This is a genomic window from Clostridium sp. 'White wine YQ' (assembly GCF_028728205.1).
Taxonomy (GTDB): Bacteria; Bacillota; Clostridia; order Clostridiales; family Clostridiaceae; genus Clostridium_T.
The window spans coordinates 114208-136273 of record NZ_JAQYUU010000005.1; the positions used below are offsets into that span (position 1 = coordinate 114208).

At 34.0% G+C, this 22066-nt stretch carries 25 protein-coding genes; 4 read left to right on the top strand and 21 right to left on the bottom strand.

Translation table 11 applies throughout. The annotated features are described in order from the left end of the window. Nucleotides 1-51 precede the first annotated feature (51 nt). Both PTZ02_RS14735 and PTZ02_RS14740 read right to left on the bottom strand, forming a co-directional pair. A complete protein-coding gene (locus PTZ02_RS14735) occupies nucleotides 52-729 on the bottom strand; it encodes a DUF6273 domain-containing protein (protein WP_274228562.1) in 678 nt (225 codons plus the stop codon). Between the two features lie 20 nt (nucleotides 730-749). Continuing rightward, nucleotides 750-1448 carry a MerR family transcriptional regulator gene (locus tag PTZ02_RS14740; protein WP_274228563.1) on the bottom strand — a complete coding sequence of 233 codons (699 nt, stop codon included), beginning with the start codon at nucleotides 1446-1448 and terminating at the stop codon, nucleotides 750-752. Between the two features lie 191 nt (nucleotides 1449-1639). Here PTZ02_RS14740 and PTZ02_RS14745 point away from each other — a divergent pair, with 191 nt between their 5' ends. Continuing rightward, nucleotides 1640-2530 carry a multicopper oxidase family protein gene (locus tag PTZ02_RS14745; protein ID WP_274228564.1) on the top strand — a complete coding sequence of 297 codons (891 nt, stop codon included), beginning with the start codon at nucleotides 1640-1642 and terminating at the stop codon, nucleotides 2528-2530. Nucleotides 2531-2722: 192 nt separating this feature from the next. Here PTZ02_RS14745 and PTZ02_RS14750 read toward each other — a convergent pair whose 3' ends face one another. Continuing rightward, complete coding sequence (locus PTZ02_RS14750) at nucleotides 2723-3289, bottom strand: DUF4256 domain-containing protein (protein WP_274228565.1); 567 nt, start codon at nucleotides 3287-3289, stop codon at nucleotides 2723-2725. Between the two features lie 18 nt (nucleotides 3290-3307). Then, nucleotides 3308-4279 carry a helix-turn-helix transcriptional regulator gene (locus PTZ02_RS14755; protein WP_274228566.1) on the bottom strand — a complete coding sequence of 324 codons (972 nt, stop codon included), beginning with the start codon at nucleotides 4277-4279 and terminating at the stop codon, nucleotides 3308-3310. A gap of 111 nt (nucleotides 4280-4390) precedes the next feature. Between PTZ02_RS14755 and PTZ02_RS14760 the strand changes: the two genes are divergently transcribed. Continuing rightward, on the top strand, nucleotides 4391-4870 hold the full coding sequence (locus tag PTZ02_RS14760; protein ID WP_274228567.1) for a GyrI-like domain-containing protein: 480 nt from the start codon (nucleotides 4391-4393) through the stop codon (nucleotides 4868-4870). 23 nt (nucleotides 4871-4893) lie between these two features. Then, complete coding sequence (locus PTZ02_RS14765; protein ID WP_274228568.1) at nucleotides 4894-5358, top strand: phage tail protein; 465 nt, start codon at nucleotides 4894-4896, stop codon at nucleotides 5356-5358. Between the two features lie 103 nt (nucleotides 5359-5461). Here the strand turns inward: PTZ02_RS14765 and ppsA are convergent, their stop codons facing one another. The 3 genes from ppsA to PTZ02_RS14780 form a co-directional block, all read right to left on the bottom strand. Further along, a complete protein-coding gene (gene ppsA, locus PTZ02_RS14770) occupies nucleotides 5462-8065 on the bottom strand; it encodes a phosphoenolpyruvate synthase (RefSeq protein WP_274228569.1) in 2604 nt (867 codons plus the stop codon). A 223-nt stretch (nucleotides 8066-8288) separates the two neighbouring features. After that, complete coding sequence (locus tag PTZ02_RS14775; protein WP_274228570.1) at nucleotides 8289-9626, bottom strand: WD40/YVTN/BNR-like repeat-containing protein; 1338 nt, start codon at nucleotides 9624-9626, stop codon at nucleotides 8289-8291. Between the two features lie 390 nt (nucleotides 9627-10016). After that, nucleotides 10017-10871, bottom strand: a complete 855-nt coding sequence (locus tag PTZ02_RS14780; protein WP_274228571.1) for an NAD-dependent epimerase/dehydratase family protein — start codon at nucleotides 10869-10871, stop codon at nucleotides 10017-10019. Between the two features lie 139 nt (nucleotides 10872-11010). On the opposite strand from PTZ02_RS14780, the gene PTZ02_RS14785 reads away from it, so the two are divergent. Beyond that, the gene (locus tag PTZ02_RS14785; protein WP_274228572.1) at nucleotides 11011-11844 is read left to right on the top strand and encodes a helix-turn-helix transcriptional regulator; all 834 of its coding nucleotides are present in this window, start codon (nucleotides 11011-11013) and stop codon (nucleotides 11842-11844) included. Nucleotides 11845-11935: 91 nt separating this feature from the next. Here the strand turns inward: PTZ02_RS14785 and PTZ02_RS14790 are convergent, their stop codons facing one another. From PTZ02_RS14790 to PTZ02_RS14855, 14 genes are all read right to left on the bottom strand, one after another. Then, a complete protein-coding gene (locus PTZ02_RS14790) occupies nucleotides 11936-13060 on the bottom strand; it encodes a radical SAM protein (RefSeq protein ID WP_274228573.1) in 1125 nt (374 codons plus the stop codon). A gap of 121 nt (nucleotides 13061-13181) precedes the next feature. After that, the gene (locus tag PTZ02_RS14795) at nucleotides 13182-14039 is read right to left on the bottom strand and encodes an RCC1 domain-containing protein (RefSeq protein WP_274228574.1); all 858 of its coding nucleotides are present in this window, start codon (nucleotides 14037-14039) and stop codon (nucleotides 13182-13184) included. 249 nt (nucleotides 14040-14288) lie between these two features. Continuing rightward, nucleotides 14289-14807 (bottom strand): hypothetical protein, encoded by a 519-nt coding sequence (locus PTZ02_RS14800; protein ID WP_274228575.1) that lies wholly within the window; start codon nucleotides 14805-14807, stop codon nucleotides 14289-14291. 238 nt (nucleotides 14808-15045) lie between these two features. Further along, nucleotides 15046-15567, bottom strand: coding sequence for a PadR family transcriptional regulator (locus PTZ02_RS14805; protein ID WP_274228576.1), 522 nt, complete (start codon nucleotides 15565-15567; stop codon nucleotides 15046-15048). A gap of 52 nt (nucleotides 15568-15619) precedes the next feature. Then, entirely contained in the window at nucleotides 15620-16468 is an 849-nt protein-coding gene (locus PTZ02_RS14810) for a sialate O-acetylesterase (RefSeq protein WP_274228577.1), read from the bottom strand. 50 nt (nucleotides 16469-16518) lie between these two features. After that, nucleotides 16519-17334 carry a M55 family metallopeptidase gene (locus PTZ02_RS14815; RefSeq protein ID WP_274228578.1) on the bottom strand — a complete coding sequence of 272 codons (816 nt, stop codon included), beginning with the start codon at nucleotides 17332-17334 and terminating at the stop codon, nucleotides 16519-16521. 258 nt (nucleotides 17335-17592) lie between these two features. Continuing rightward, nucleotides 17593-18357: an ABC transporter permease gene (locus PTZ02_RS14820; protein ID WP_274228579.1), complete on the bottom strand. Its 765-nt coding sequence runs from the start codon at nucleotides 18355-18357 to the stop codon at nucleotides 17593-17595. Then, entirely contained in the window at nucleotides 18358-19119 is a 762-nt protein-coding gene (locus PTZ02_RS14825) for an ABC transporter ATP-binding protein (RefSeq protein ID WP_274228580.1), read from the bottom strand. A 76-nt stretch (nucleotides 19120-19195) separates the two neighbouring features. Continuing rightward, a complete protein-coding gene (locus PTZ02_RS14830) occupies nucleotides 19196-19384 on the bottom strand; it encodes a cysteine-rich KTR domain-containing protein (RefSeq protein WP_274228581.1) in 189 nt (62 codons plus the stop codon). Between the two features lie 38 nt (nucleotides 19385-19422). After that, nucleotides 19423-19773 carry a DUF1048 domain-containing protein gene (locus PTZ02_RS14835; protein WP_274228582.1) on the bottom strand — a complete coding sequence of 117 codons (351 nt, stop codon included), beginning with the start codon at nucleotides 19771-19773 and terminating at the stop codon, nucleotides 19423-19425. Between the two features lie 9 nt (nucleotides 19774-19782). Next, nucleotides 19783-20130 (bottom strand): DUF1048 domain-containing protein, encoded by a 348-nt coding sequence (locus tag PTZ02_RS14840; RefSeq protein WP_274228583.1) that lies wholly within the window; start codon nucleotides 20128-20130, stop codon nucleotides 19783-19785. A gap of 152 nt (nucleotides 20131-20282) precedes the next feature. After that, nucleotides 20283-20636: a DUF1048 domain-containing protein gene (locus PTZ02_RS14845; protein ID WP_274228584.1), complete on the bottom strand. Its 354-nt coding sequence runs from the start codon at nucleotides 20634-20636 to the stop codon at nucleotides 20283-20285. A 2-nt stretch (nucleotides 20637-20638) separates the two neighbouring features. Further along, nucleotides 20639-20962, bottom strand: a complete 324-nt coding sequence (locus PTZ02_RS14850) for a PadR family transcriptional regulator (protein WP_274228585.1) — start codon at nucleotides 20960-20962, stop codon at nucleotides 20639-20641. A gap of 256 nt (nucleotides 20963-21218) precedes the next feature. Further along, nucleotides 21219-21920, bottom strand: a complete 702-nt coding sequence (locus PTZ02_RS14855) for an FTR1 family iron permease (protein ID WP_274228586.1) — start codon at nucleotides 21918-21920, stop codon at nucleotides 21219-21221. Nucleotides 21921-22066: the final 146 nt, after the last annotated feature.

Below are 22066 nucleotides of genomic sequence, written 5' to 3' on the forward strand. Positions count from 1 at the left end.
TGCAATTACAATATTCCCTCAAACTATAAATTTGAGGGAATATAAAATATACTAAGAAATATTAACTTTTAGTGCCGGACGTACACCATCACGGGCTGAGCTGTTATTTGCATAGCTACGAATACTGCAATTTGTTCCAATAAAAAATGCTCTAGATGGTTTGTTACCTTGTGTTCTTAGCCACCACCAGGAACAGCCAACTTCTTCTCCATTTCTTATAATATAGTTATTTTTATTTGTTTTATCATATACATATAAATTGCATCCATCAACTTTTTCTTTTTTAGCAAAGTCCGTTCCAACAGCGCGTCTTAAATCCTTACCATGTATTTCAGATAAATACTGCATCTCATTAACGCTAAGTAAAAAAATCTTGTCCTCAGTATCTGGGGTACCTTCTCCATTATCAGTGCAATAAGTATTTTTTATAAATTCCTTTTCTTCCTCATTAAACGCTATGTTATAGAATTCATAATTTAACCATTCACGTAAATCGCAATCTTTCCAAGTTATATCAACACAATCGCGCCACTTAATATCCTTGGACTTGCCATGATACCTCTTGCAATCCAAAATATCTTCACTTAAAAGGAACAACTCACTTCCTGAATTTTGTAACACTATCCACCTTATAGGTGTTGGATCAGTTCCATCTGCAGTTTGGGGATAAGTTCCAAAGGTAATAATTTCTCCAGGTTCTGCATTTCGAATGCTATCCATTATCCTCATGTTCCAGTCCTCCTCCTTAATTAAATATTCTGCTCTTTACTTATTAACTCTTCTATATAACTAATTAATTCCTTAGCATTACTTTCAGCCTCAGGCATTAAGGATGTTATCAAATCATTTTCCTTACTTTTAGTTTTCAAATTTTTAAGCATGTCGCATATGCACTGGGTTCTGTAGTTCTCCTGCCTTAAGACTTTGATGATTCTAAGTAGTTTTATTTCATTTTCTCCATAAACACGATATCTATTTTTGTTCCTTGGTACTTCAATGAGTCCATTTCTCTCCCAGTTTATAATGACATTTATTGAAACTCCAATAAGTTTTGCAGCACCATTTCTATTTAATTTAATATTTTTTTCTTCCAGTGAATCATTTTTCAGTATTCCCTGAATTACTTTCATAACTTTAAATTCATGATTCTTTTCATTTTGTATATGTGTTAAATATTCTTTGCTTAGCTTTAAAGCTTTTCTCAAGTCACCTTGGGCTACACTTCTTATAATGTTTCTAACTTCAAATCTCATATAGTATTTAATCCAATCACTTTTCAATGCTATTCTTACTAGTTTTATCTGATCTAGATGTGTTTCAGTATAAACCCTGTAGCCATTTTCTTTTCTTTCAACAGGCTCTATGTAGCCCCACTTCTCGTATAACATTATAGTATTGGGATGCATCCCAACTATTTTAGCAATTTCAGAAGTACTGTAAATTCTCATTGAATACCTCCCTTTTTGGTTAACCAAATTGCCTTCTCATTATAACATACAGCCAAAACCCTGGCAGGATAGTGGAGGGTTTTGATATTTTAAAGTTATTTGGAAAATGAAGATAATTGTGACTTATCACTTTTCTATAAGTATGACATAAAATAATAGAATGAAATAATTTGCAGGAGAGTAAATATTACATGGTTATTACACCAGATATTCCTACACTTAAGTGTACTATTAGAAATGGTATTAAGTTCTTTGAACTAATAGCTGAACCCGTAAATCAAGAAATACTTCCCGGAGTCTTTATCAATGGCTGGGGATATAATGGGAGTATACCAGGACCTACTATACAAGCCTATCCTGGGGACTATGTTAACATACGTGTAATAAATCATTTGCCAGAAGCAACAAGTATTCATTGGCATGGGCTTGATGTTCCTAATGTCATGGATGGTGTACCCCATGTAGAACCTTCACCACTGATTGAACCTGGGAATTATTTTGATTATCACTTTAGGATAACTAACCCACCAGGAACACATATGTATCATTCTCATGTTAATGTAGCAAAACAAGATATGCTAGGCCTTTTAGGTGGTTTTATAATTCTTGATCCATATGAAAGACATATTAATAAAGATTACCTCCTTCTTATGCAGGAGTGGAGTCTTGTTGGTTTAGACAAAGGAAAGGAAATAAAACCTGGAAAGTATGATCTTAATCCTTTTGCTATGGACTTCAATATGTTTACTATTAATGGTAAAAGTTTTCCATCAACCACTGCTATGCCAGTTGAATATTGTGATATTGTACGTTTAAGATTAGGCGCTATACAGATTAATCATCACCCTATGCATATTCATGGACATCAATTCGTTGTTGAAAAATCAGATGGCAATCCTATAGCTGATAATAATAGAATTTTAAAAAACACAATATTAGTTGCCTCTGGAGAAACTTGGGATGTCTTATTTGAAGCAGATAACCCTGGAATTTGGCCTTTTCATTGTCATATTTCCCACCATGTTTCTAATAACTTTACCGATGGAACTGGAGGCATGTTTACAACCTTAGTTTATAAATAATGTTCCCTTGAATCATACTTTTTTGGTATTTACAATACCTCTATCATCAACATATTATGTAGCAAATCCAAATGACTTTTTATTTCACTCAAAAAAGGCCATGGATTGAGAACTTATTTCCCTTACTCCATGGTCTTTTTATTCATATAAGCTTATTTCAGTTTACTATATTCTTCAGTTGTATGTTAAATTTTAGACCCTTAGTGAGCCACGAAATCCCCTTGCACCATAGTAGGATTCAGCACCGTTATGATATACAAAGACATTACCATAGCGAAAATCCGTAAAGATGGCTCCACCGAGTTTTCTAATCTCAGAAGGTGTTTTCACCCAGTTGGATGTTTTTATATCAAAATTTCCAAGCTCCTGCAGTTCTCGATACTGTTCTTCAGTTAAAATATCAATTCCCATATCAGTTGCCATGCCAATAGCACTATTTTTAGGCTTATGCTCTTTCCTTGACTCTAACGCTTCATGATCGTAACATACACTTCTTCGACCTTTAGGACTTTCTGCTGAACAATCATAAAATACGTATTCCCCAGTTTTCTCATCATGACCAATAACATCTGGTTCACCGCCTGATACTTCCATTTCATTAAGTGACCACAATTTTTCAGTATTAGCTTCCAGTTTTTCTTCTACTTTAGCCCATTCAAACCCTTTATGTCGATTCATATTTTTCTCAAAACGGGATTTTAATGTTTTGATCAATTCCTCACGTTGTTCTGGTAACAACTCCTTTTTTTTATTTTCCATAGTGAAACCTCCTCATAATTAAATTTTCATAATCTTATATAATCGTAATCTCTCTTGTAACACTTCTAATACTTCTTCCGGCATTTCCTTCACCTTAATATCCTCACCTAAGAAAAGTATCCAGTTTATTATTTCACTTAACTCTTCAGGTTTATTAATGTCAATAAAAGTTTTTAGAATTGCTGTTGTTTGGTAAGGGTTAGTATATGAAATTGAAACAGCTACAGGGTGGTATTTTTTAAACTGAGCAATTGCTTTAGGACCAAGTTCGAGAATGAGGTTAATTACTTCTTCCTGCTTACTTAGTTTTTCTAATATCTTTTTCTTACTTAATCTTTTTTTCTCATTATAAGGACTCACATCAATTAGATGATCCACAGGAAAAATATGTTTCCTTTCTTCCTTTAAGTCAAAACCTTCAATTAACCAAATACTATTTTCATGATAAAGGTGCAAGAGATACATTGGGTAAGACTTTACTATATTCTCTTCTTTTATTGTAATTAACAAATAGCTATCCAGAAGAAGGACTTGAATGAGTTTTTCTAGCATTGGATGTGGAAGATCTGAAAGATCAAGCAAGTCTGGATTATAGGGATTGGTTCCTTCAAAAAGTAATATTTGATTTAAAAGGACAAGATCTTCTTGCTGGCTTTCTGAAATGAGACCTAGTAATTTTTCGGCTAAGGACTGACGACTCTTTAAATATGGTAGTTGCTGATTTCTTGTTGCCATAAAGGCAATAAAAAGGGCTTTCACTTCATTATTAGTAAATCGAACAACTGGAAGAACAGAGTTTTGCATGACAAAATACCCGCCATCCCTTCCTACTTCAGCCACCAGTGGCATCCCCATTTCCTCGATTTCTCTGATATCTCTAATTGCTGTAGAACGGGATATATTAAATTCTTGTATAATTTCAGAAATTGTAAAGTGACCGCGATTGTTGATATACCTCATTATTGTATTAATCCGTTCTACTTTTTTCATAGAGCCTCCTAAACAGTATCACTTTTTGACATAATTTAAGATTATTATATACTTATCAACTAAATATTACAAATTCATTAGATAAATTATAAGAAAAGGAAGGTTTTAAATATGGCAGATTATACATTAGTAGAAAAAGACGGTTTTGTTGTTTTAGGTTTAGGAACTGAACTTAAGAGTCATTACACAGACTTTGCAGGATTAAACAAGGAAAAATCAGACTTTTGGATATCAGTTAGCCAAGATGGAAGGCTTGATGCTTTAAAATCTATCGCTACAAATGACTATATTTTTACCGTAAACGAAGCGGTAAATAACAAGATGATGTATTATGTTGGGGTCCTTACAGATGCATCCCTATCAGAGGAAACTAGAGCTATCCAATTTCCTAAAGGGGAATACCTAGTTGTTAAAGGTGACGGAAATACAATCGATGAATTGAATAATAAACTTACTGGAATCGCCTTTGGTCAGGTCTTACCAGAAGCAAAGGATTTTGCCTATGTTGGTGGTCCAAATGCAATGGTTGAGATGGGACAGCAAAATGGTTTAGTTTTTGGTGAAATGTGGATTCCGGTTGTTAGAAAATAAATAATTATAAAGGAGGCATAAATATGTCTTATATTGTTGATTTTAAAAATGTATCTACAGTTGGTTTAGAGTCTTCACCTGTAGTTGATGCACTTGCTGGATTACGTGCTAATGAGGCTCGCTACTTTATGAACAAATACAAGCATGAATTTACTGTTATACCTGCTAGTGAAAGCCAGGATACCCTTGATTATGTGAATCAAATTTTGAAAAAAGAACGTGATATTGAGTTCTCAGCAAAGCCCTTAGAAACATCACGCTTTCAAGTAGAAAATATCAAATTTGCTTATGTTTTTTATGAGGATGGTCTTTCAATTAACGTTATGTATACTGTTGATGATCCTAAGAAACGTGCCGTTGGTTTGAAACTTTCTGAAGGAATGGATATACCAAAGGAGCTTGAAGGTAAATTTAAGTTTGCTAGGCAAAAGTCTAAGCTAGCTGGAACAATTAGAGGCTCATTTTTTATAATTAAAGGAGAATACTAACGTAATCTTTTAAATGTTATGAAATTAATTAAAATTTTATTTGTACATAAAAGTAACAGGCTCATGAATTATGAGCCTGTTACTATAATCTATTTCTTATCTATTATAGAATTTCTACATACCCTTCTGTTCCATGCACACGAATTCTCTGCCCATCTTTTATCAGCTTTGTAGCATTTTCTACTCCAACAACTGCCGGTAAGCCATATTCTCGTGCTATAACTGCCCCATGAGTCATAAGTCCACCAACTTCAGTGACTAGACCTTTTATGGATACAAAAAGTGGTGTCCAACTCGGATCAGTAAATGCTGTAACTAATATATCTCCCTCTTCTAAATCAGCTTCTTCCATATTTAAAATGACACGTGCGCGTCCATCAATAACTCCAGAAGAAACAGGTAGACCTGCAATTGCATCCTCTGGGATATTTTCTCGACTGTACTTACCTATACCAATTTCACCATCAGAGGTGATTACACGAGGTGGAGTTAATTTTTCATATAATTTGTACTCGCCTTTTCGCATATCTATAATCTGATAATCCAATTTACTTGTTAATACCACTTCCTTAAACTCATCAAAAGTTAGATAATATATATCTTCTTTTTCATGAATAACACCCTTCTGTAAGAGCTTTTCAGCTTCATTAAGTAAAGCCTGTTTATAGATGAAGAAACGACTTACCATACCATACTTTGGATATTCACGATATCCCATGAAGTTTCTAATTAGGTCAATCATCCTTTTTGTCTCTTTTACCTTTTTCACACCATCTGGTAACTCTTTCAGTCTTTCCAATAACTCTTGTTCTTTTTTTAATGCTTCTTGCCTTCCTTGCTCAAATATTCTACTGCCTGCATTAGGTTCAAAGTTTTTAATATTATTAAGAATCATAGGGACAAGAATAATTGGTTTTTCACTCCAACGAGTTTTAGTAATATCTATTTCCCCGCTGCATCTCATTCCGTATTTGTTTAGATACGACAAGATTGCTTCTTTAGCTTCCTGCCCACCATTAAATTTAGCCAATTCATCTAAAAAATTATCATTCTTTACATTCTTTAAATAATCAATTACTTCTGGGTAAGGGCGAATCACATCTGCCACGTTCATTAGCGCCAGTCCCATTTCTGAAGTAATATTATTTGGTACAGATTGAGAAAGTATGTCTGCTACATTTTTTTCACCTAACCACTCAATCATTTTTTCATTAATCCAATATGAAGCATTTATTGCAGCCATAAATACAGCTGTACTTTGTGGATTAAATAAAATCCTCTTTAATTCATTAATATCTTCTAGAATAAAATCAAATAAATCCAATCCTGATTTGGTTTGAATGTTTTTCTTTAATTCTTCTATGGACTCTTGAGTACTTCTAATCAACTCTGAAACAACCTCTGGATTACTTTCCATTAGATTATTTGAATCTGATGGCGGCACACTTTTACCAAGATTCTGCTTTTCTTTATCATTTGGTATGGATTTTATATAGTCTCGCTCTATTATGTTAGCAAGTGCATCTTTCATAAGTGGATCGTGTTGTGCCATATTCTTTAATAAAATTACTCTACTCTCAGGTGAGGCTAGCATTTGGGTAACATCAACAAACATTCTTCCTCCTGCTTTAAACCTATGCCCCATAGATGTTAACTCGTATATGGACATTCCCAATGGTTTCAATGGGTCTGTCATCATTTGTTGATGACCAACAGATAAGTAAACGTGGTTTTCATTATCCCCTGCTTCCGGTATTGGATATAAAGTCGTTATTGGACGACTTTGAACAATATAAAATATATCATCATCCAAGCACCATTCTATATCTTGAGGACACCCAAAATGTTCTTCAATTTTTCTGCCCAAATGCTCAAGCTGCAAAATCTGCTCATCACTTAACACTTGCATATTTTGCTTCTCTGGCTCAGTCTCCTGTTCTTTAGTCCCTCCATCTTTTAAGGCATAAATCCCTAACTTCTTAGTGGATATCTTCTTATCAATAATGTTGCCGTTACGCACTTTATAATTATCAGCATTCACTAGCCCTGAGACTAGCGCCTCACCAAGTCCAAAACTCGCATCAATAGATACCGTCTTCCTATTAGAAGTTACTGGATCAGCAGTAAATAAAATTCCTGAAGCTTTTGGGAAAACCATCTTCTGAACAACTACAGACAGTTGAATTTTACTATGATCGAAACTATTTTGAATGCGATAAGTTACTGCTCTTTCAGTAAATAGCGATGCCCAACACTTACTTATATGCTTCAGTACTTGATCTTTTCCGATAATATTCAAATACGTATCCTGCTGACCTGCAAAAGATGCAGTAGGCAGATCTTCTGCTGTTGCACTAGACCTCACAGCATAGGCAATGTTTTCACCAAACCTTATTAAGTAATCCTCAATGTCTTCTGCTAATTCCTTTGGAATAGGTATGTTTTCAATGACTCTACGAACTTTCTTGCTAACTTCACTTATATTTTCTCTATCTTTTATTCTAAGCTTAGATAATTCATCTAATAGCCCGTTAAGTTCATGATTATTTTCAGTCACTTTTTTATAAGCTTCTGTGGTAACACAAAACCCTTCTGGGACTAGAATTCCTTTAACTTTGGATAATTCCCCTAGATTAGCACCTTTACCTCCCACCTGGGATAGCTTTGTTTTATCAATTTCTTTAAAGCTAAGCACATATGAATTCATACATATTCTCCTTCCTATTTTCTAAGTGTTGATGGAGCAATTCCCTATCAAGTTTATCTGCTCCTATACTATCCTAAATAAGTACGAATTATAAGCCTATTATTTAAAAATTGCATATGATATAATTAAACTGGGAGGAGTAGTTAACTACAAAACTCAAACTCCTAAAGCAAAATTCCCCCAAACCTTTTAGTCTGAGGGAATATAAAATATTTACCTTTCATTACCCTATTTCTTTAGATGGTGGCTCCACCAATTCAACAAAACTCCAAGTTACTCCCCTATCCTCTGATTTATATTTTGCCATAACAGTACCTCCCTTGAAATCACCTTGTTCCCCTTGTCCTACCAAAAGAAACAATTGTCCATTTTCAATATAAGGAGTTTCTGGTTGAATAAAAGGCTCGAGGGTGATACCATTCCATTCTTCAGTATGAACAGGTATCTTTATTGGCTCAAAAGTTTTACCTCCATCTTGTGTTCTGTAAAAGTTGGTAACTGCTCCTTCCACCTTTGGATAACATACAAAGCCTAGATTTTCATCTATAAAACCTGCTGACTGCAAAAGCCAAGTGCTAGGCCCATTTCCCACCTCATTCCATGTGTCCCCTCCATTTGTTGTTTTACAGATTACTTGTCCTTCTTGAGACATAGTCCTTCCATTTGTTACAATAACATAACCTACTGTATCCGTTGGGAAACTGCAAAACCTCACCCTTGCACTATCTATGGTTTTATTTATTTCAGATGTTTTCCAAGTGGTTCCACTATCCTCTGAGTGAATCATCATAAGCGGATTTTCCCTAGTTCCTCCATAGACGAAGGCTGTTTTTTCAGGAGATATTACATAACTTTTTTCCTGCAACTTATTAGAATAAGGTTTCCCATCTCCAACTGCTACTAATGTTTCTAGTGGAATAGGGACCTTTTTCCACGAACTTCCCTTATCATAACTTACATATAAGATTCTATTTTCTATCTTATATGTATACTGCTTATTTTCATAAGGAATTTCAGCTTCATGTTCATTTCTATACTCGTCGCTTTCTTTCGCACCACTAACTTGGTATTTTTCTAAATCATATCCAGCTGGTCTTTGCAATTTATTTACTGTATAAGTAATAGTTCCATCTGACTTTGTTTCTTCATTAAACCATAAAACCCATTGAACTTTTACTTTATTTTCCTCTACAATCCCATTCCAACTATAGGCACTTCTTTCATCTATCTTCTTTGTAACAACTGAAAAGTCAACTTGAATTACATTAGTTTCTTTGATTTCAATATCATCAATAGAATAGTCCATTAGTTTTTGATCTTTAGGCACATATTTCCCTCTGTATTGTTCCGTATATGATTCAAGCCACTTTTTCCCCACTATAGTAAGATCCTTGGTATTAACTTCAACTTGGAAACCTTCAGGCGATTGAAACTTAATCTTACTTTGCTGGTATTTATAATAACCGAAATAACAAGCCAATAGAATCAAAATAATTATAAAACTTATTAACCCTATCTTATATATTTTCTTTTTTTGTTCTTTAATATTATTTATAAACACGTATTTATTCTCCTTAATAACTATATCAATTATAATTATACTCTAGCCTAATGAAATACAGACATTTATTTTTTCTTTCTCTCTCTTCTAGATTTCATAAAACTCTTTAATAATATAATTAATCCAGTTAGTACGACCCCCACTACCAATATTGGAAGTACTATATAGATACAGATAATGAATATCTCCGTTTTCTCATTCCACTCCAACTTTACCACTCTCCTACCTTATACTTAGAGGTTTTAGGAACCTCTTCTACTACAGCAAATTATATAAATCCTTAACTTAATTATATCAGTATTCGTTAAAAAATTAGTGCTCTAAAGCAAAATTCCCCCAAACCTAAGTCTGAGGGAAAAAACACACTTCCATATCTAGTTAAACTTGTGACTAAAGAGTTCCCATATCCCTAGCAGTATAGATAGAATGATATTTTGGACGGAAATTAAGTTCATTTTTAATACGCTCTGTATCAGCTGTCAATTCCCATAGGTTAGTCATAAGCCACCCGTCTTTAGTTGGTACCTGTTCTGGTCCTCCATAGAGCTTATATAATTCACCAATAGCTATAGGATTATCATCTGCAACATTGTATATACGCCCGCCAATACCTGGTGTACTAGCTGCAAGTAGTAGTGCTTGACTGACATCTTCATGATGCACCATGGATTGTTTTTTTAATGGGTACCAGTTAATCATATAAGGCAAAATTTCTTCAATGTGTGGATCACCATCTCCATAAACAAATGCTAACCTCATAATGCGAATATCTAGTCCTTGCTCACGATGTAATCTTAGCAGAGCTTCTTCTGCAGCAATTTTTGTTTTAGGATATATCAGTTTAGCTGGCATAAGAATATCATCTTCTCTGCATAGCCTATTTACACTAATGTCACGATACACATTTCCGGTGCTAGTAAAAACAAATCTTGTAACACCTGCCTCTAGAGATGCTTTAGCTAGTGTAATAGTTGCATCTAAATTCACTGCTCTAGCTACTTCTTCACTAATACCACCTCGAAATTGAGCAGCAATATGTATAACTGCATCAACCCCTTGTATAACTTTTGTGAGATTCTCATTATCTAAAAGATCTCCCTCTATCACTTCTGCTCCTAATTCTTTTAATTCTAGTGCTCGTTCAGCATTTCTTACAAGAATACGTACAGCATGACCTTGCTTAAGCAAATATGGTACAAATCGACTTCCTACCTTACCTGTTGCCCCAGTTACAAATATCTTCATAAATTAATTCACTCCAATCCAAATAGTTTTGTTTATTAGTTATTTATGTTATATTACTGATTATATAAGAGCCAAAATAACTCAACCACATTGTAGTTATCATACGATTGAGAGTAGTAGGATATAAGGAGGATAATATATGAATGAGATTACATTACAGCAATCTCTAGGTGAATTTTTACGAGCTAATAGAGAACGTCTTACACCAGAACAGGTTGGATTACCTTCAAATGGACGTCGCCGCACACCTGGACTTCGCCGCGAGGAAGTAGCTCAACTAGCCAATGTCGGTGTTTCTTGGTATACATCTATAGAACAAGGGAAAGACGTACATCCTTCTCATCAAGTATTGGAGAGTTTGGCTGCTGCATTAAGATTATCTGATGATGAAAGACGATATCTTTTTTTATTAGCTAAATCAGATGAAATGGGTCAATCAGAAATTTATAAAGATATTAGTATTGGATTAGAAAGAGCTGTTTTCGCATTAGAACCTCATCCTGCATATATAATAGATAAATACTGGGATATATTATTATGGAATCGTGCTGCAGAATATATATTTCAATTTCCTCCATATTCAGAAAACATGAATACAAAACCAAACTTATTACATTCTTCACTAATTGACCCACTTATAAAAGAAAACATTTCAGATTGGGAAGAACGGGCTAAAATCGTTATTGCAAGATTTAGAGCAGATTGTGCTCGCTCCCCTAAAGATGCGAGATTAAATGAAATGATTGAGAAATATAAGCAAGAAAGTGAATTCTTCCGTTTATGGTGGCCTCGTTATGAAGTTAAAACTGTTACTGACTGTCATAAGTTATTGAATGATCCTCAAATTGGAGAATTGGAGTTTGATCATGTGAACTTACAGTTATCAGACTATCCTGATTTAAAATTAATGATTTATACTGCCTCCCCCTCTACAGTAGATAAGCTTAAGGAAAAAATATATTCAACTAAATAAATACTCTTTTTAGTGACTAAAATGTTTATAGTATAATAAAAAAGTGAGGAATTTCAAATAAAATTCCTCACTTTTTTAACGAAAAGCATCTTTAAAAAATAAGCTCTCCAGGTTTATAACCACTAGGCAATTCTTCTTCGCTTAAGAACTTAAAATCTTCATCACGTAGTATTGGTAAAAATACTTCATATGGAATTTTTGAAAATTCACAGCCATAACTACTAGCTCCAAACCACTTGCCCTCTTTGCTGCTTAAATTCAAATCTCTCGCAAATTTTGTGTGGTTTGAACAATCATGAACTACTAAATCCCACTTTTCTTCATCGGCTATTTTCATAAACTTTAGAGTTAACTCCCTACTCCAAGTTGGAGATATGTATCCTTGTCTTGATATATACATATTTTCTCCATAATAATTGTCTATGTTATTCTCATTTAAATGTAATTCTGCACAATTTATAAAATCAAGCTTTGTATCTAAGATTACTTGCTTTTTCTCAAAGAAAGTTTCAAAAAACTCAGGTGTCATTGGAGTTTCAATACCTACTTTTTTAATATATTTTTTTGCTATTCTTATATTTTCAATAACTTTATCAGAGCAATTCGATGCACCTAGATTAAAACGTATCTCATCAAGACCAGCTTCACCTAATGCTTTTAGTGTCTCTTCTGTTGCTAGAGTACCATTTGTATATAAATGTTGATGAATCTTAGCATCACTAAATTTCTTTACTACAGAGTAGTATTTTTCTATTTCCATAAATGGCTCTAAATAAACATATGCAACCCCTGTAGGCTTCTTGTGGATAGAAAGAAGTAAATCAATATCTTTCTCATAAAATTTTGTATCCCCAATTTGCCACATACCTTCGCCAATCGGAGGAATAAAATCTAATTCTCCATAGTTGTAACAAAACTTACACTCTATATTACATTTGTTAGTTTTTCTAATTGCACTTAAACCAGTTCCAAATAGACATGAACTACATCCCCTTGGAAATCTACTTTCCTCTCCTACAAAAAATGTTCTATTCTCTAAATTTTTTAAATTCTTAATTTCTGACATTAACATATCATTTCTATGATCAATAGCTGCTTCAATTTGTGCAAAGGTAGCATAAATGATTTCTTGTTGTTTTATCATCGGCTCCTCATCTTCTGGTAGCATTGAAAAAAATTCAAACCACATTAAAGCATCTTTCTTTGATATTTTCATAACTTATCCTCCTCTTGCAGTGCCTACATACAAACACATACTACTCACTTATTATATAGTCGACACCTCTATAAATCAATTTATTTCAAGCTAGAGTATTAATTTATATAAGATACGGCACTTAAATGCAGCTCCAGTCATTTACATCACATTGACCATATTCATTATCACCAACAGCAACCACCCTGCCATCTGATTTAAGGCCAATTGTATGCGCACAACCAGCTGCAACCGCAACAATATCACCCCAGTCACTTACATTACACTGGCCATATTCATTCCAGCCTACTGCCACCACATTACCATCTGCTTTAAGGCCAATTGTATGACTACTCCCCACTGCAATTGCTACAATATCGCTCCAATTACCTATATCGCATTGACCTTCTCTGTTTCGCCCAGCAGCAACCACAGTACCATCAGATTTAAGCCCTACAGTATGAAGGTAACCAGCCCTAACTGCTACTATATCGTGCCAATCACCTACATTGCATTGTCCATATCTGTTATTCCCTACAGCCCTAACCCTGCCATCAGATTTAAGACCAACTGTATGCCAATCACCAGCTGCAACCGCCACAATATCACTCCAGTCACTTACATTACATTGTTCTTCATTGTTTCTACCCACGGCAACTACTGTACCATCCGATTTTAATCCAATAGTATAACGCCAACCAGTGGTAACTGCAACAATATCTCTCCAGCTAATTACATCACACTGGCCATACTGATTCCAGCCAGTAGCAACCACGGTACCATCAGCTTTAAGACCGATTGCATGAGCATTTCCTGTGTTCCTTGCCATATGAACATTACCAGCTGCAACAGACACAATATTACGCCATCCGCTTACATTACATTGGCCACATTTATTATCACCAACGGCTACTACAGTGCCATCTGATTTAATACCAACTGTATGCCGGCGACCTGCTGCTATTCTATTTCCTATATGCCTATTTTCCTTATTCACCATAATTCTACCTCGTTAAGTTTTTTCTTTTCTTCAGTAGGGGTTAAGTATCCCCCATCCCCAGTATAGCATGCAACTAAAACATTGGTGTGATAATGGAGAGTTTATAAGTGTACTTCATATTAAAGCAAAATCCCCCAAACCTAAGTCTGGGGGGAGAATAAAACATACTTTAATATTGATTTTGCTTAAATATATTTCAGCGAGTAGTAGGACTCCTTATCTCTATTTTAAAAGAATGAATTTTATATACTACCTGAAATTCCTCATCATATTATTAGAATTACTCCCATTCCCAATCATTGAATTGTGCATCTGGACCATTCCTTCTTTACCTATAGATTCCATCATTTGTGCCATATAACCATAACCGTTATCCTTCATGATACTAATCATTTTGTCATAATCCTCCTGTGATAGTTTATTCATATAATCTGCCATAGCAGTATAATTACCGGTCTGCATATATCTGGCTCCATCTTCAAATCCATTGTCTTTCATTATTTTTGCCATATTCTTATATGTTTGATTTATATCATTACTATTTTCATTAAGGCTAGAATTATTAGCATTAATAGTCTCTACTAAATCCTGCACTTTTGTATCACCATTTTGAGCAGCTAATGGACTTGCTTTTATACTACCATCATTCATAGCAATTGGTTGATTAAATTTAGAATTGTTATCAATACCACTTGCAAAAGCTACTCCACCAATTGCACCTACTAGAATTACTGCTGAACCTAATATAGCTATTAGTTTGTTCTTCATAATACTTCCTCCTTGTCTTTATCATAATAAAATATTTGTATATTTTTCTTCATTTCTGATTCTTTAATTAAATTATATATTGCAAATATGGAGGAATTGTGGAGAACATACTAGCTTATTTTTTATCTACATAAATATTTACCTTAACGTAAATATTCCTAGCTCTGCGTAAAAGTTGAACTACCAAAAGCAAAATTCCCCCAAACATAAGTCTGAGGGAACATAAAATACACTTTAATTAATTTTCGGTTCTTATATCTTTTAGCAGCTCTTCAAACCACTCAACATTTACTATGTGATGCGAAAGCGAATTTTCTAGCATCTTTTTAAAATAAGTAGGTACGATATCATTATGTTCAATAGATTGTTCTAATAAAGAAATCTTCTTTTTAGTTTGTTCTATTTGTGTTTCTATTAGTTTTGTTAGTTCTTCTCTCTTATACTCATTAGCAAATAACATCGCTGCATAAAAAGATAAATTTATATAATCTGTCTTAGATCCATACTTATACATCAATTTTTCAAATTCTTTATCCCCAAGTTCAGTGATGACATAATTTCGTGTCTCTCTAGAGTTATCTAATTGGTCAACTCTTTCAATTAATTGTTTTTCCTCTAATTGTTGGAGATTATAATAGAATGATCCTTTAGTGAAATTTACTATATATTTATAGTGTCTCTCTTCCATTAAGGCTAATAATTCGTATCCATAAGAACCTGGGTTTTGTTTTAATAAGCCTAAAATTAGTAATGGTATCAAAAAAACACATCCTTTATATTTTTAATCAAAATTAGATTACTAATTATAAGATTTAATCATTGTTAATTTGCATAACTTGAGACATGAATTCATCATATGATGTTTTTCCTAATGCAAAATTCATACTTTCTATATATATCTTTTCTGTTTTGGTATGTGTTCTAGAATCATTTATATTTAGAAGCTCATTTTCATTAATTAATGGCTTACGTACATGTTGTCTTTTAGAAAAGGCTTCAAAATATCTTAGCCCAAATTTTCTTTGAGAAATTGCATTAATATGTATTCCATCAGGATTAGAAGTTAATCCTTCAGCCGTTACAAAATAGCAATTCTCTTGTTCAAGTGCAAACTTCTGTAACTCTTCATTTATGAAATTATATTCAGTGCAGCTTTTTCCGAATCCTTCTTTCCCTAAAAAGTCTCCTAACCCACCAATAATAATTGGAATCTCAGGTGCATTCAATTCCTTTCTAAGAGTCTCTATAATCACAAGTAATTTTTTATAATATACTTTGTAGTTACCATTAAGACTATCGCTTTCTCCTTGATGCCATAGGATTCCTGCTAGCTCGCTACTTTCCATAGCAAATTTAGCTTCAGCTATTGCATGTCTAAAAAGCACTCCGTCTACAGCCCACTCATCTAGTGTACTTCCACCTTCAGCACAAGGTATTAAGCCAATAACTTCTTCTTGATTTTCACTACACCATGCATCTGCAAATGAGCCCACTAGACTTATTCCTGAAACAGGACGGTCATAATTAATTGGCTCAGTCATCATTTGCCATCTACCATTACGTAACATTTGTATTCTTTCATTATAAATTGGGGTTACTTCATGAATAAACCCTCTTCCAGCCATATTTGATTGTCCTAACATTAAAAATGATTTTATCATTTTTTTCATCCTTTCTTTGTTATTTAATATTTACGAGAAATGTGAATAAATTAATTACTACTTGCGATTTTTATCATAGCTGTTAATGCTCTATAAATGTCAATAATTGATTTTCCTCTATATGATACAATATTAGGTTCAACCAATTCTGTTCCAGGCATTATTGATGCAAATTCGGCTTGCCCGCTATTTAAAAAAGTAACCTTCATTTCAGGCGACTCTTGTAATTTTACAGGATTTATATTCTTGGCATTTATTAAGGCAACTTTTACTTTTTCTTTTAATTTTTCAGATACTACAGAAGGTGTTAAACATTTTGCTGCATATCTTCCATATGAGGTTTTAACTACAACTGTTTCAATTGCAGCATTCACCTCTTTTACTTCCTCATCTAAAATGTTGTCACCTGAAACCAAAACAACTGGAACATTAAAGTGACCTGCAACGCATGCATTCATATAAAACTCTCCAACATCTTTATTATTTATATTTATGTTTGAAATCACACCTCCATGAAAAGAGTGACTCAAAACTCCACTTACATTCATTCTGGGATGATATCCGATTAATATTACTGCGTCAAAGGATGAATCTAATCCTTCCATCATAGCACCCTTATGCGATGAACCTGTAATTAATTGTGCTTTATTGTTTAAAGATTCTATAAGTATATTAGTTCCAGCACCATGTAGATCATTAACAACAATTTCTGTTGCGCCAATCTCAATTGCTCCTTCGATTGCCGCATTAACTTCATTAGTCATAAGTTCTCTTGCCCTTTGATAATCTCTCTCCCCAGGTATTACCTGATTAATAGCAACAATTCCACCTATTCCTTCAATATCAGCTGAAATATAAATTTTCACATCATCACGCCTTTCATATTAATCTCTAATAAAATATCAAAACCTACTAAATTTACCCCTAGTCTAATTAGACTAACGATACTTAAATATTATAGTCTAATTAGACTAATTGTCAAATATATTTTTGTATATTCACCACGGGGTGACAAATCACTAAAACTATTTACCTAAGAAACACAAAAAAGGGAGAAGATTTCTCTTCCCCTTTACTGCTGCCATATTTCCTCTCTATCAATAACGTACTTATATAAATATAATTTATAATTTTTTATAACTCCTCATTGCAAATATATAAGCAATAATTATTATTGCTATACACCAAGCAAGTGCAACCCAAATATTATTACCTACTGGTTGGTTTCCTAATAAATTACGAATAGCTTCTACGATAGGCGTTACAGGCTGATTTTCTGCAAAGACACGTACTGCTGAAGGCATAGTATCTGTTGGCACAAAGGCAGAACTAATAAATGGTAAAAAGATAATTGGATATGAGAATGCACCTGCACCATCTGGTGTTTTAGCAGCAAGTCCAGCAATTACAGCGACCCAAGTCAATGCAAGTGTAAAGACCCCAAGAATTCCAAATACCGCTAACCATTGTAGTATTCCTGCTGAGGAACGAAATCCCATTAATAATGCAACTAGTATAATCACTACTACAGAAATTCCATTAGAAATTAATGAGGTTAATACATGTCCCCATAATACTGTAGAACGCGCTATAGGCATAGAGTGAAAACGCTCAAAGATACCACGTTCTTTATCTATAAACAAGCGGTAAGCTACATATGCTATACCACTACCAATAGCCATCAACAGTATACCTGGTAATAGGTAATTAACATAATTTTCTGTACCTGTTTTGATTGCTCCACCAAATACATAAACGAATAATAACATCATCGCAATTGGTGTGATACAAACTGTAATAATTGTATCCATACTTCTAAAAATATGACGCATAGAACGTCCAAACATAACACTCATATCTTTCAAAAAATATTTATTTGTTGATTCCATTTATTTTTCCCCCTCTTTACCTATAATTGTTAGGAATATTTCTTCTAATGTAGGTTGCTTTTCAACATATTCAACTTTTGCAGGTGGAAATAATTTTTTCAATCCTTCCAGTGTATCTAGAGCAATTATTTTCCCTCCATGAAGAATAGCAATTTTATCTGCAAGCTGTTCTGCTTCCTCTAAATATTGAGTGGTTAAGAATACTGTAGTTCCTGAAGCTGATAACTCTTTTACAATCTTCCAAACTTCTAAACGTGCCTCTGGATCAAGACCTGTGGTTGGTTCATCTAGGAAGATAACCTTTGGATTTCCCGCAAGACTCATTGCGATATCAATTCTTCTTTTCATACCTCCGGAGTAAGTACCCACTCTTCGGTCTGCCGCCTCTGACATTCCAAAACGATTAATTAATTCATCTGCTACTTGATTTGGATTTTTAAGATGTCTAAGTTTTGCTATCATTTGAAGATTTTCACGTCCAGTTAAGATTTCATCAATAGCTGCAAACTGACCTGTAAGACTTATAGACCCTCTAATGCCTCCTGAATTTTTTTCAACATCAAACCCATTGATTACAACACTTCCAGCATCTGCTTTAAGTAAAGTAGCCATAATTCTAATCATCGTTGTTTTTCCTGCTCCATTGGAACCTAGTAATGCAAAGATACCTCCTTCCTCTACTTCAAAATCTACTCCTTTGAGTACTTCTACATCTTTATAAGATTTCTTTACCCCTTTAATTTGTATGATATTTTTTTTCATTTTCTTTTCCTCCTTTATAGTGAAGCTTAAATATTTATCATAAAAAAAGAGCCGATAACTGTGATTTCATTCACGGTTATCGGCTCTGTGTCTTAGCATCTGGCTCTCTGATAACTGATATATTCAGTTGTTTTACATTGATTATAGTTTCCTGTTTACACTTGGGACAAAATAGTGGAAAGTTTTCAAGAACCGTATCAGCACCTATCTTGACCCGTGTTTTGTTTCCACAGACTGGACATAATATCCACTCGTATTTATTCACTATACCATCCCCCTACTTGACGTTTTAATATCCACTATTTATTTTGTTTTATCCATAGCTTTTTTCACAGCCTCACTAACTTTTTGTTCAACAGATTCCTGATAGATGTCAGCATAAGTTTTTGAGTCTTTTATTAAATCATCACAGAAAGCTGCTACATCACTGCCAGTCACTTCGAGTACGCCTTTTCCTACGGCTACCCCCTCTTCAAAAAGATCGATAATTCCTGATAGTAATCCTGTGCCTTCAGTTAACTCAACAGGGCCAACCTTGAAAAGATATTTTTGAATTTCTTTATAAACAATCTGATAATCTTTTGGTAGAGCTTTGACACGCGCTACGTGTGCTCGCCATTCTTTTTTGCCTTCAATTATATCTTGTATTCTCATTTCATCCTCCTATTTACCTAATTTTTTAGCGATATTGCTATTTAGTTGCTCGCGCCATTTGTCGCGATAAGACTTTGCCCCTTCTTCGCCTACTAGCGCTGAGCAGAAACCTTTGATATCTTCACCCAAAACTTCTTGGATACTCTGCCCGTCCGCCGCTGTTTCTTCTAACATACCAAGCACACCATCAAGAATTGGCATAAGGTTACGACCAGTTAAGTCTGAGTGTGGCCAAACATTGGCTTTAATTTTTTCCCATGCCTCTTGGTAATCAGCCGGTAGCTTTTTAGCTCTTGATTCAAAAGTTTTCATTTCCTTAGTCATGTCACTTCCCGTAACTTTTTCCCAAAAATTCATTATATATTCTCCTTTAACTCATTAATTTTTGATTATACGGATTCCCACCTTTTCCAGAACTTTTGTAGTTCTTTTCCCCATTGTCGAAGTGGGTGCCTTCATAACCTCTTTTTTGTGCTTTTTCAATCCTTTTATGGTTATGGCTAAATCAGTTATTTCGAAGCATTCATCTTTCCTAATTTATTCACTACGTCTCTATTTAGTTTCTCGCGCCAGTTTTCCGTATATGTTTTAGCGTTGCGGAGAAGTTCATCACAGAACGCTGCTACATCTTCGCCAGTGATTTCCAATACATGTTTGCCTTCAGCTGCGCCGGCTTCGAACAGATCTATCAATTCATATTGAATCTTTAACATGTCATAGCCGTTTCCTGCTGCAAAATTCCACATATATTCTTGTATTTTTTTATATACGAACTGATAGTCATGAGGCAGCACTTCTACCCGTGCCATCTGTTCCTTATACTCTTTTTTATCTCCTACTATTTTTTTTAAAAGTTCCATCATAATCACTTTTCCTCCTTTAATTGGTTGATTTTCGACTCAACGAACTCCCATTTTTCCCAGAACTTTCGCAGTTCATCTCGACCCGCATCGTTAAGTGTGAAAAACTTTCGTGGTGGTCCCATATCTGATGGTTTTTTAGTAGTTTCCACAAGTTTGTTTTTCTCTAGTCTCACCAAGATTGTATAGACTGTCCCATCTACAATATCCGAAAACCCCAGAGCATTTAGCCTCTTGGTAATTTCGTAACCGTATATTTCCTCATGACTGATGATTTCAAGAACACAGCCTTCTAGTACGCCTTTTAACATTTCTGTGATATTTTCCAACTAAGTCACCTCTTCACTATCTAGTATTACCGGTATTCAGTATTACTTGCTACTACTATATAGTAACACTAGGTAGTGATCCTGTCAATATAGTTTTTTTATCTTTTTTTGTGCTTATTTTTGCCAGTGAGATTTAAAATAATACTAAAGATTACAAACACCTTCTGATCTAGCAAAATATTATTAAACTCAAATAAAAACAGGCCAACCAGTATAATTCCTTTAGTTAGCCTGTTTTTAGCATTTTTTAAACAAATTAATTTCTACTAAATAATCTCTTAAAATCTTCTTTTAAAAAATATATTAATGAAGCTCCTCCAAACAATATTGCTCCACCTTCTTCAAGAAACTCTCCTGCTGTAGGTATAAGTTTTGAAAGACCTTCCCCGAACAATTCAGCTCCAACGAAGATTAGTATAATTCCTAATACCTTAAACACAATTTTAATATTAAACTTTACTGATGTCTTAAATAAAGCGTAACCTAAAAGTACAGCTAGTATGATACCAATTCCTGTTCCTACCGCAACACTTGAGGCTTTTTCACTAACCTTAGTCAAAATAAAAGCTATAAGCTCTATTCCTTCTCTAAAAACTGACAAAAAGGCAAGTATAAAAAGTCCAAATCCTGTAGATGTTTTATCTACACTACTTTTGATACTTTGAGATATGTTTTTGTTTTGGTTAGACATCCATACTACAAAGTAGCCAATAAGCCCAGATGCCACAAGCATCATGATAGCTTCAAATAACTCATCTCCTTCTTCTTCAAGTTCCTGTGCTTCCTTGAATCCTATGTATCCGCCGATAACTCCGACCAAAATACCAAGTATTGTACCATAGTACACAAACTTAGCTAACTTTTCTTTATTTGTTTGCTTAAGATAAGTTAAAATAATTCCTACTACTAAAACGGCCTCAAAACCTTCTCTGAAAGAAAGCACTAAACTAGATAACATGATTATCACTCCTAATTGAAATTTATTATCAATTATAGAATATCACTTTGTTATCTAATAATCAACACCTTCTAATAAATACTCACAGATAAAAAGCACCCTATGCCGTTTTGTTATAGCATAGAGTGCCTTGATTTATAAAGAAA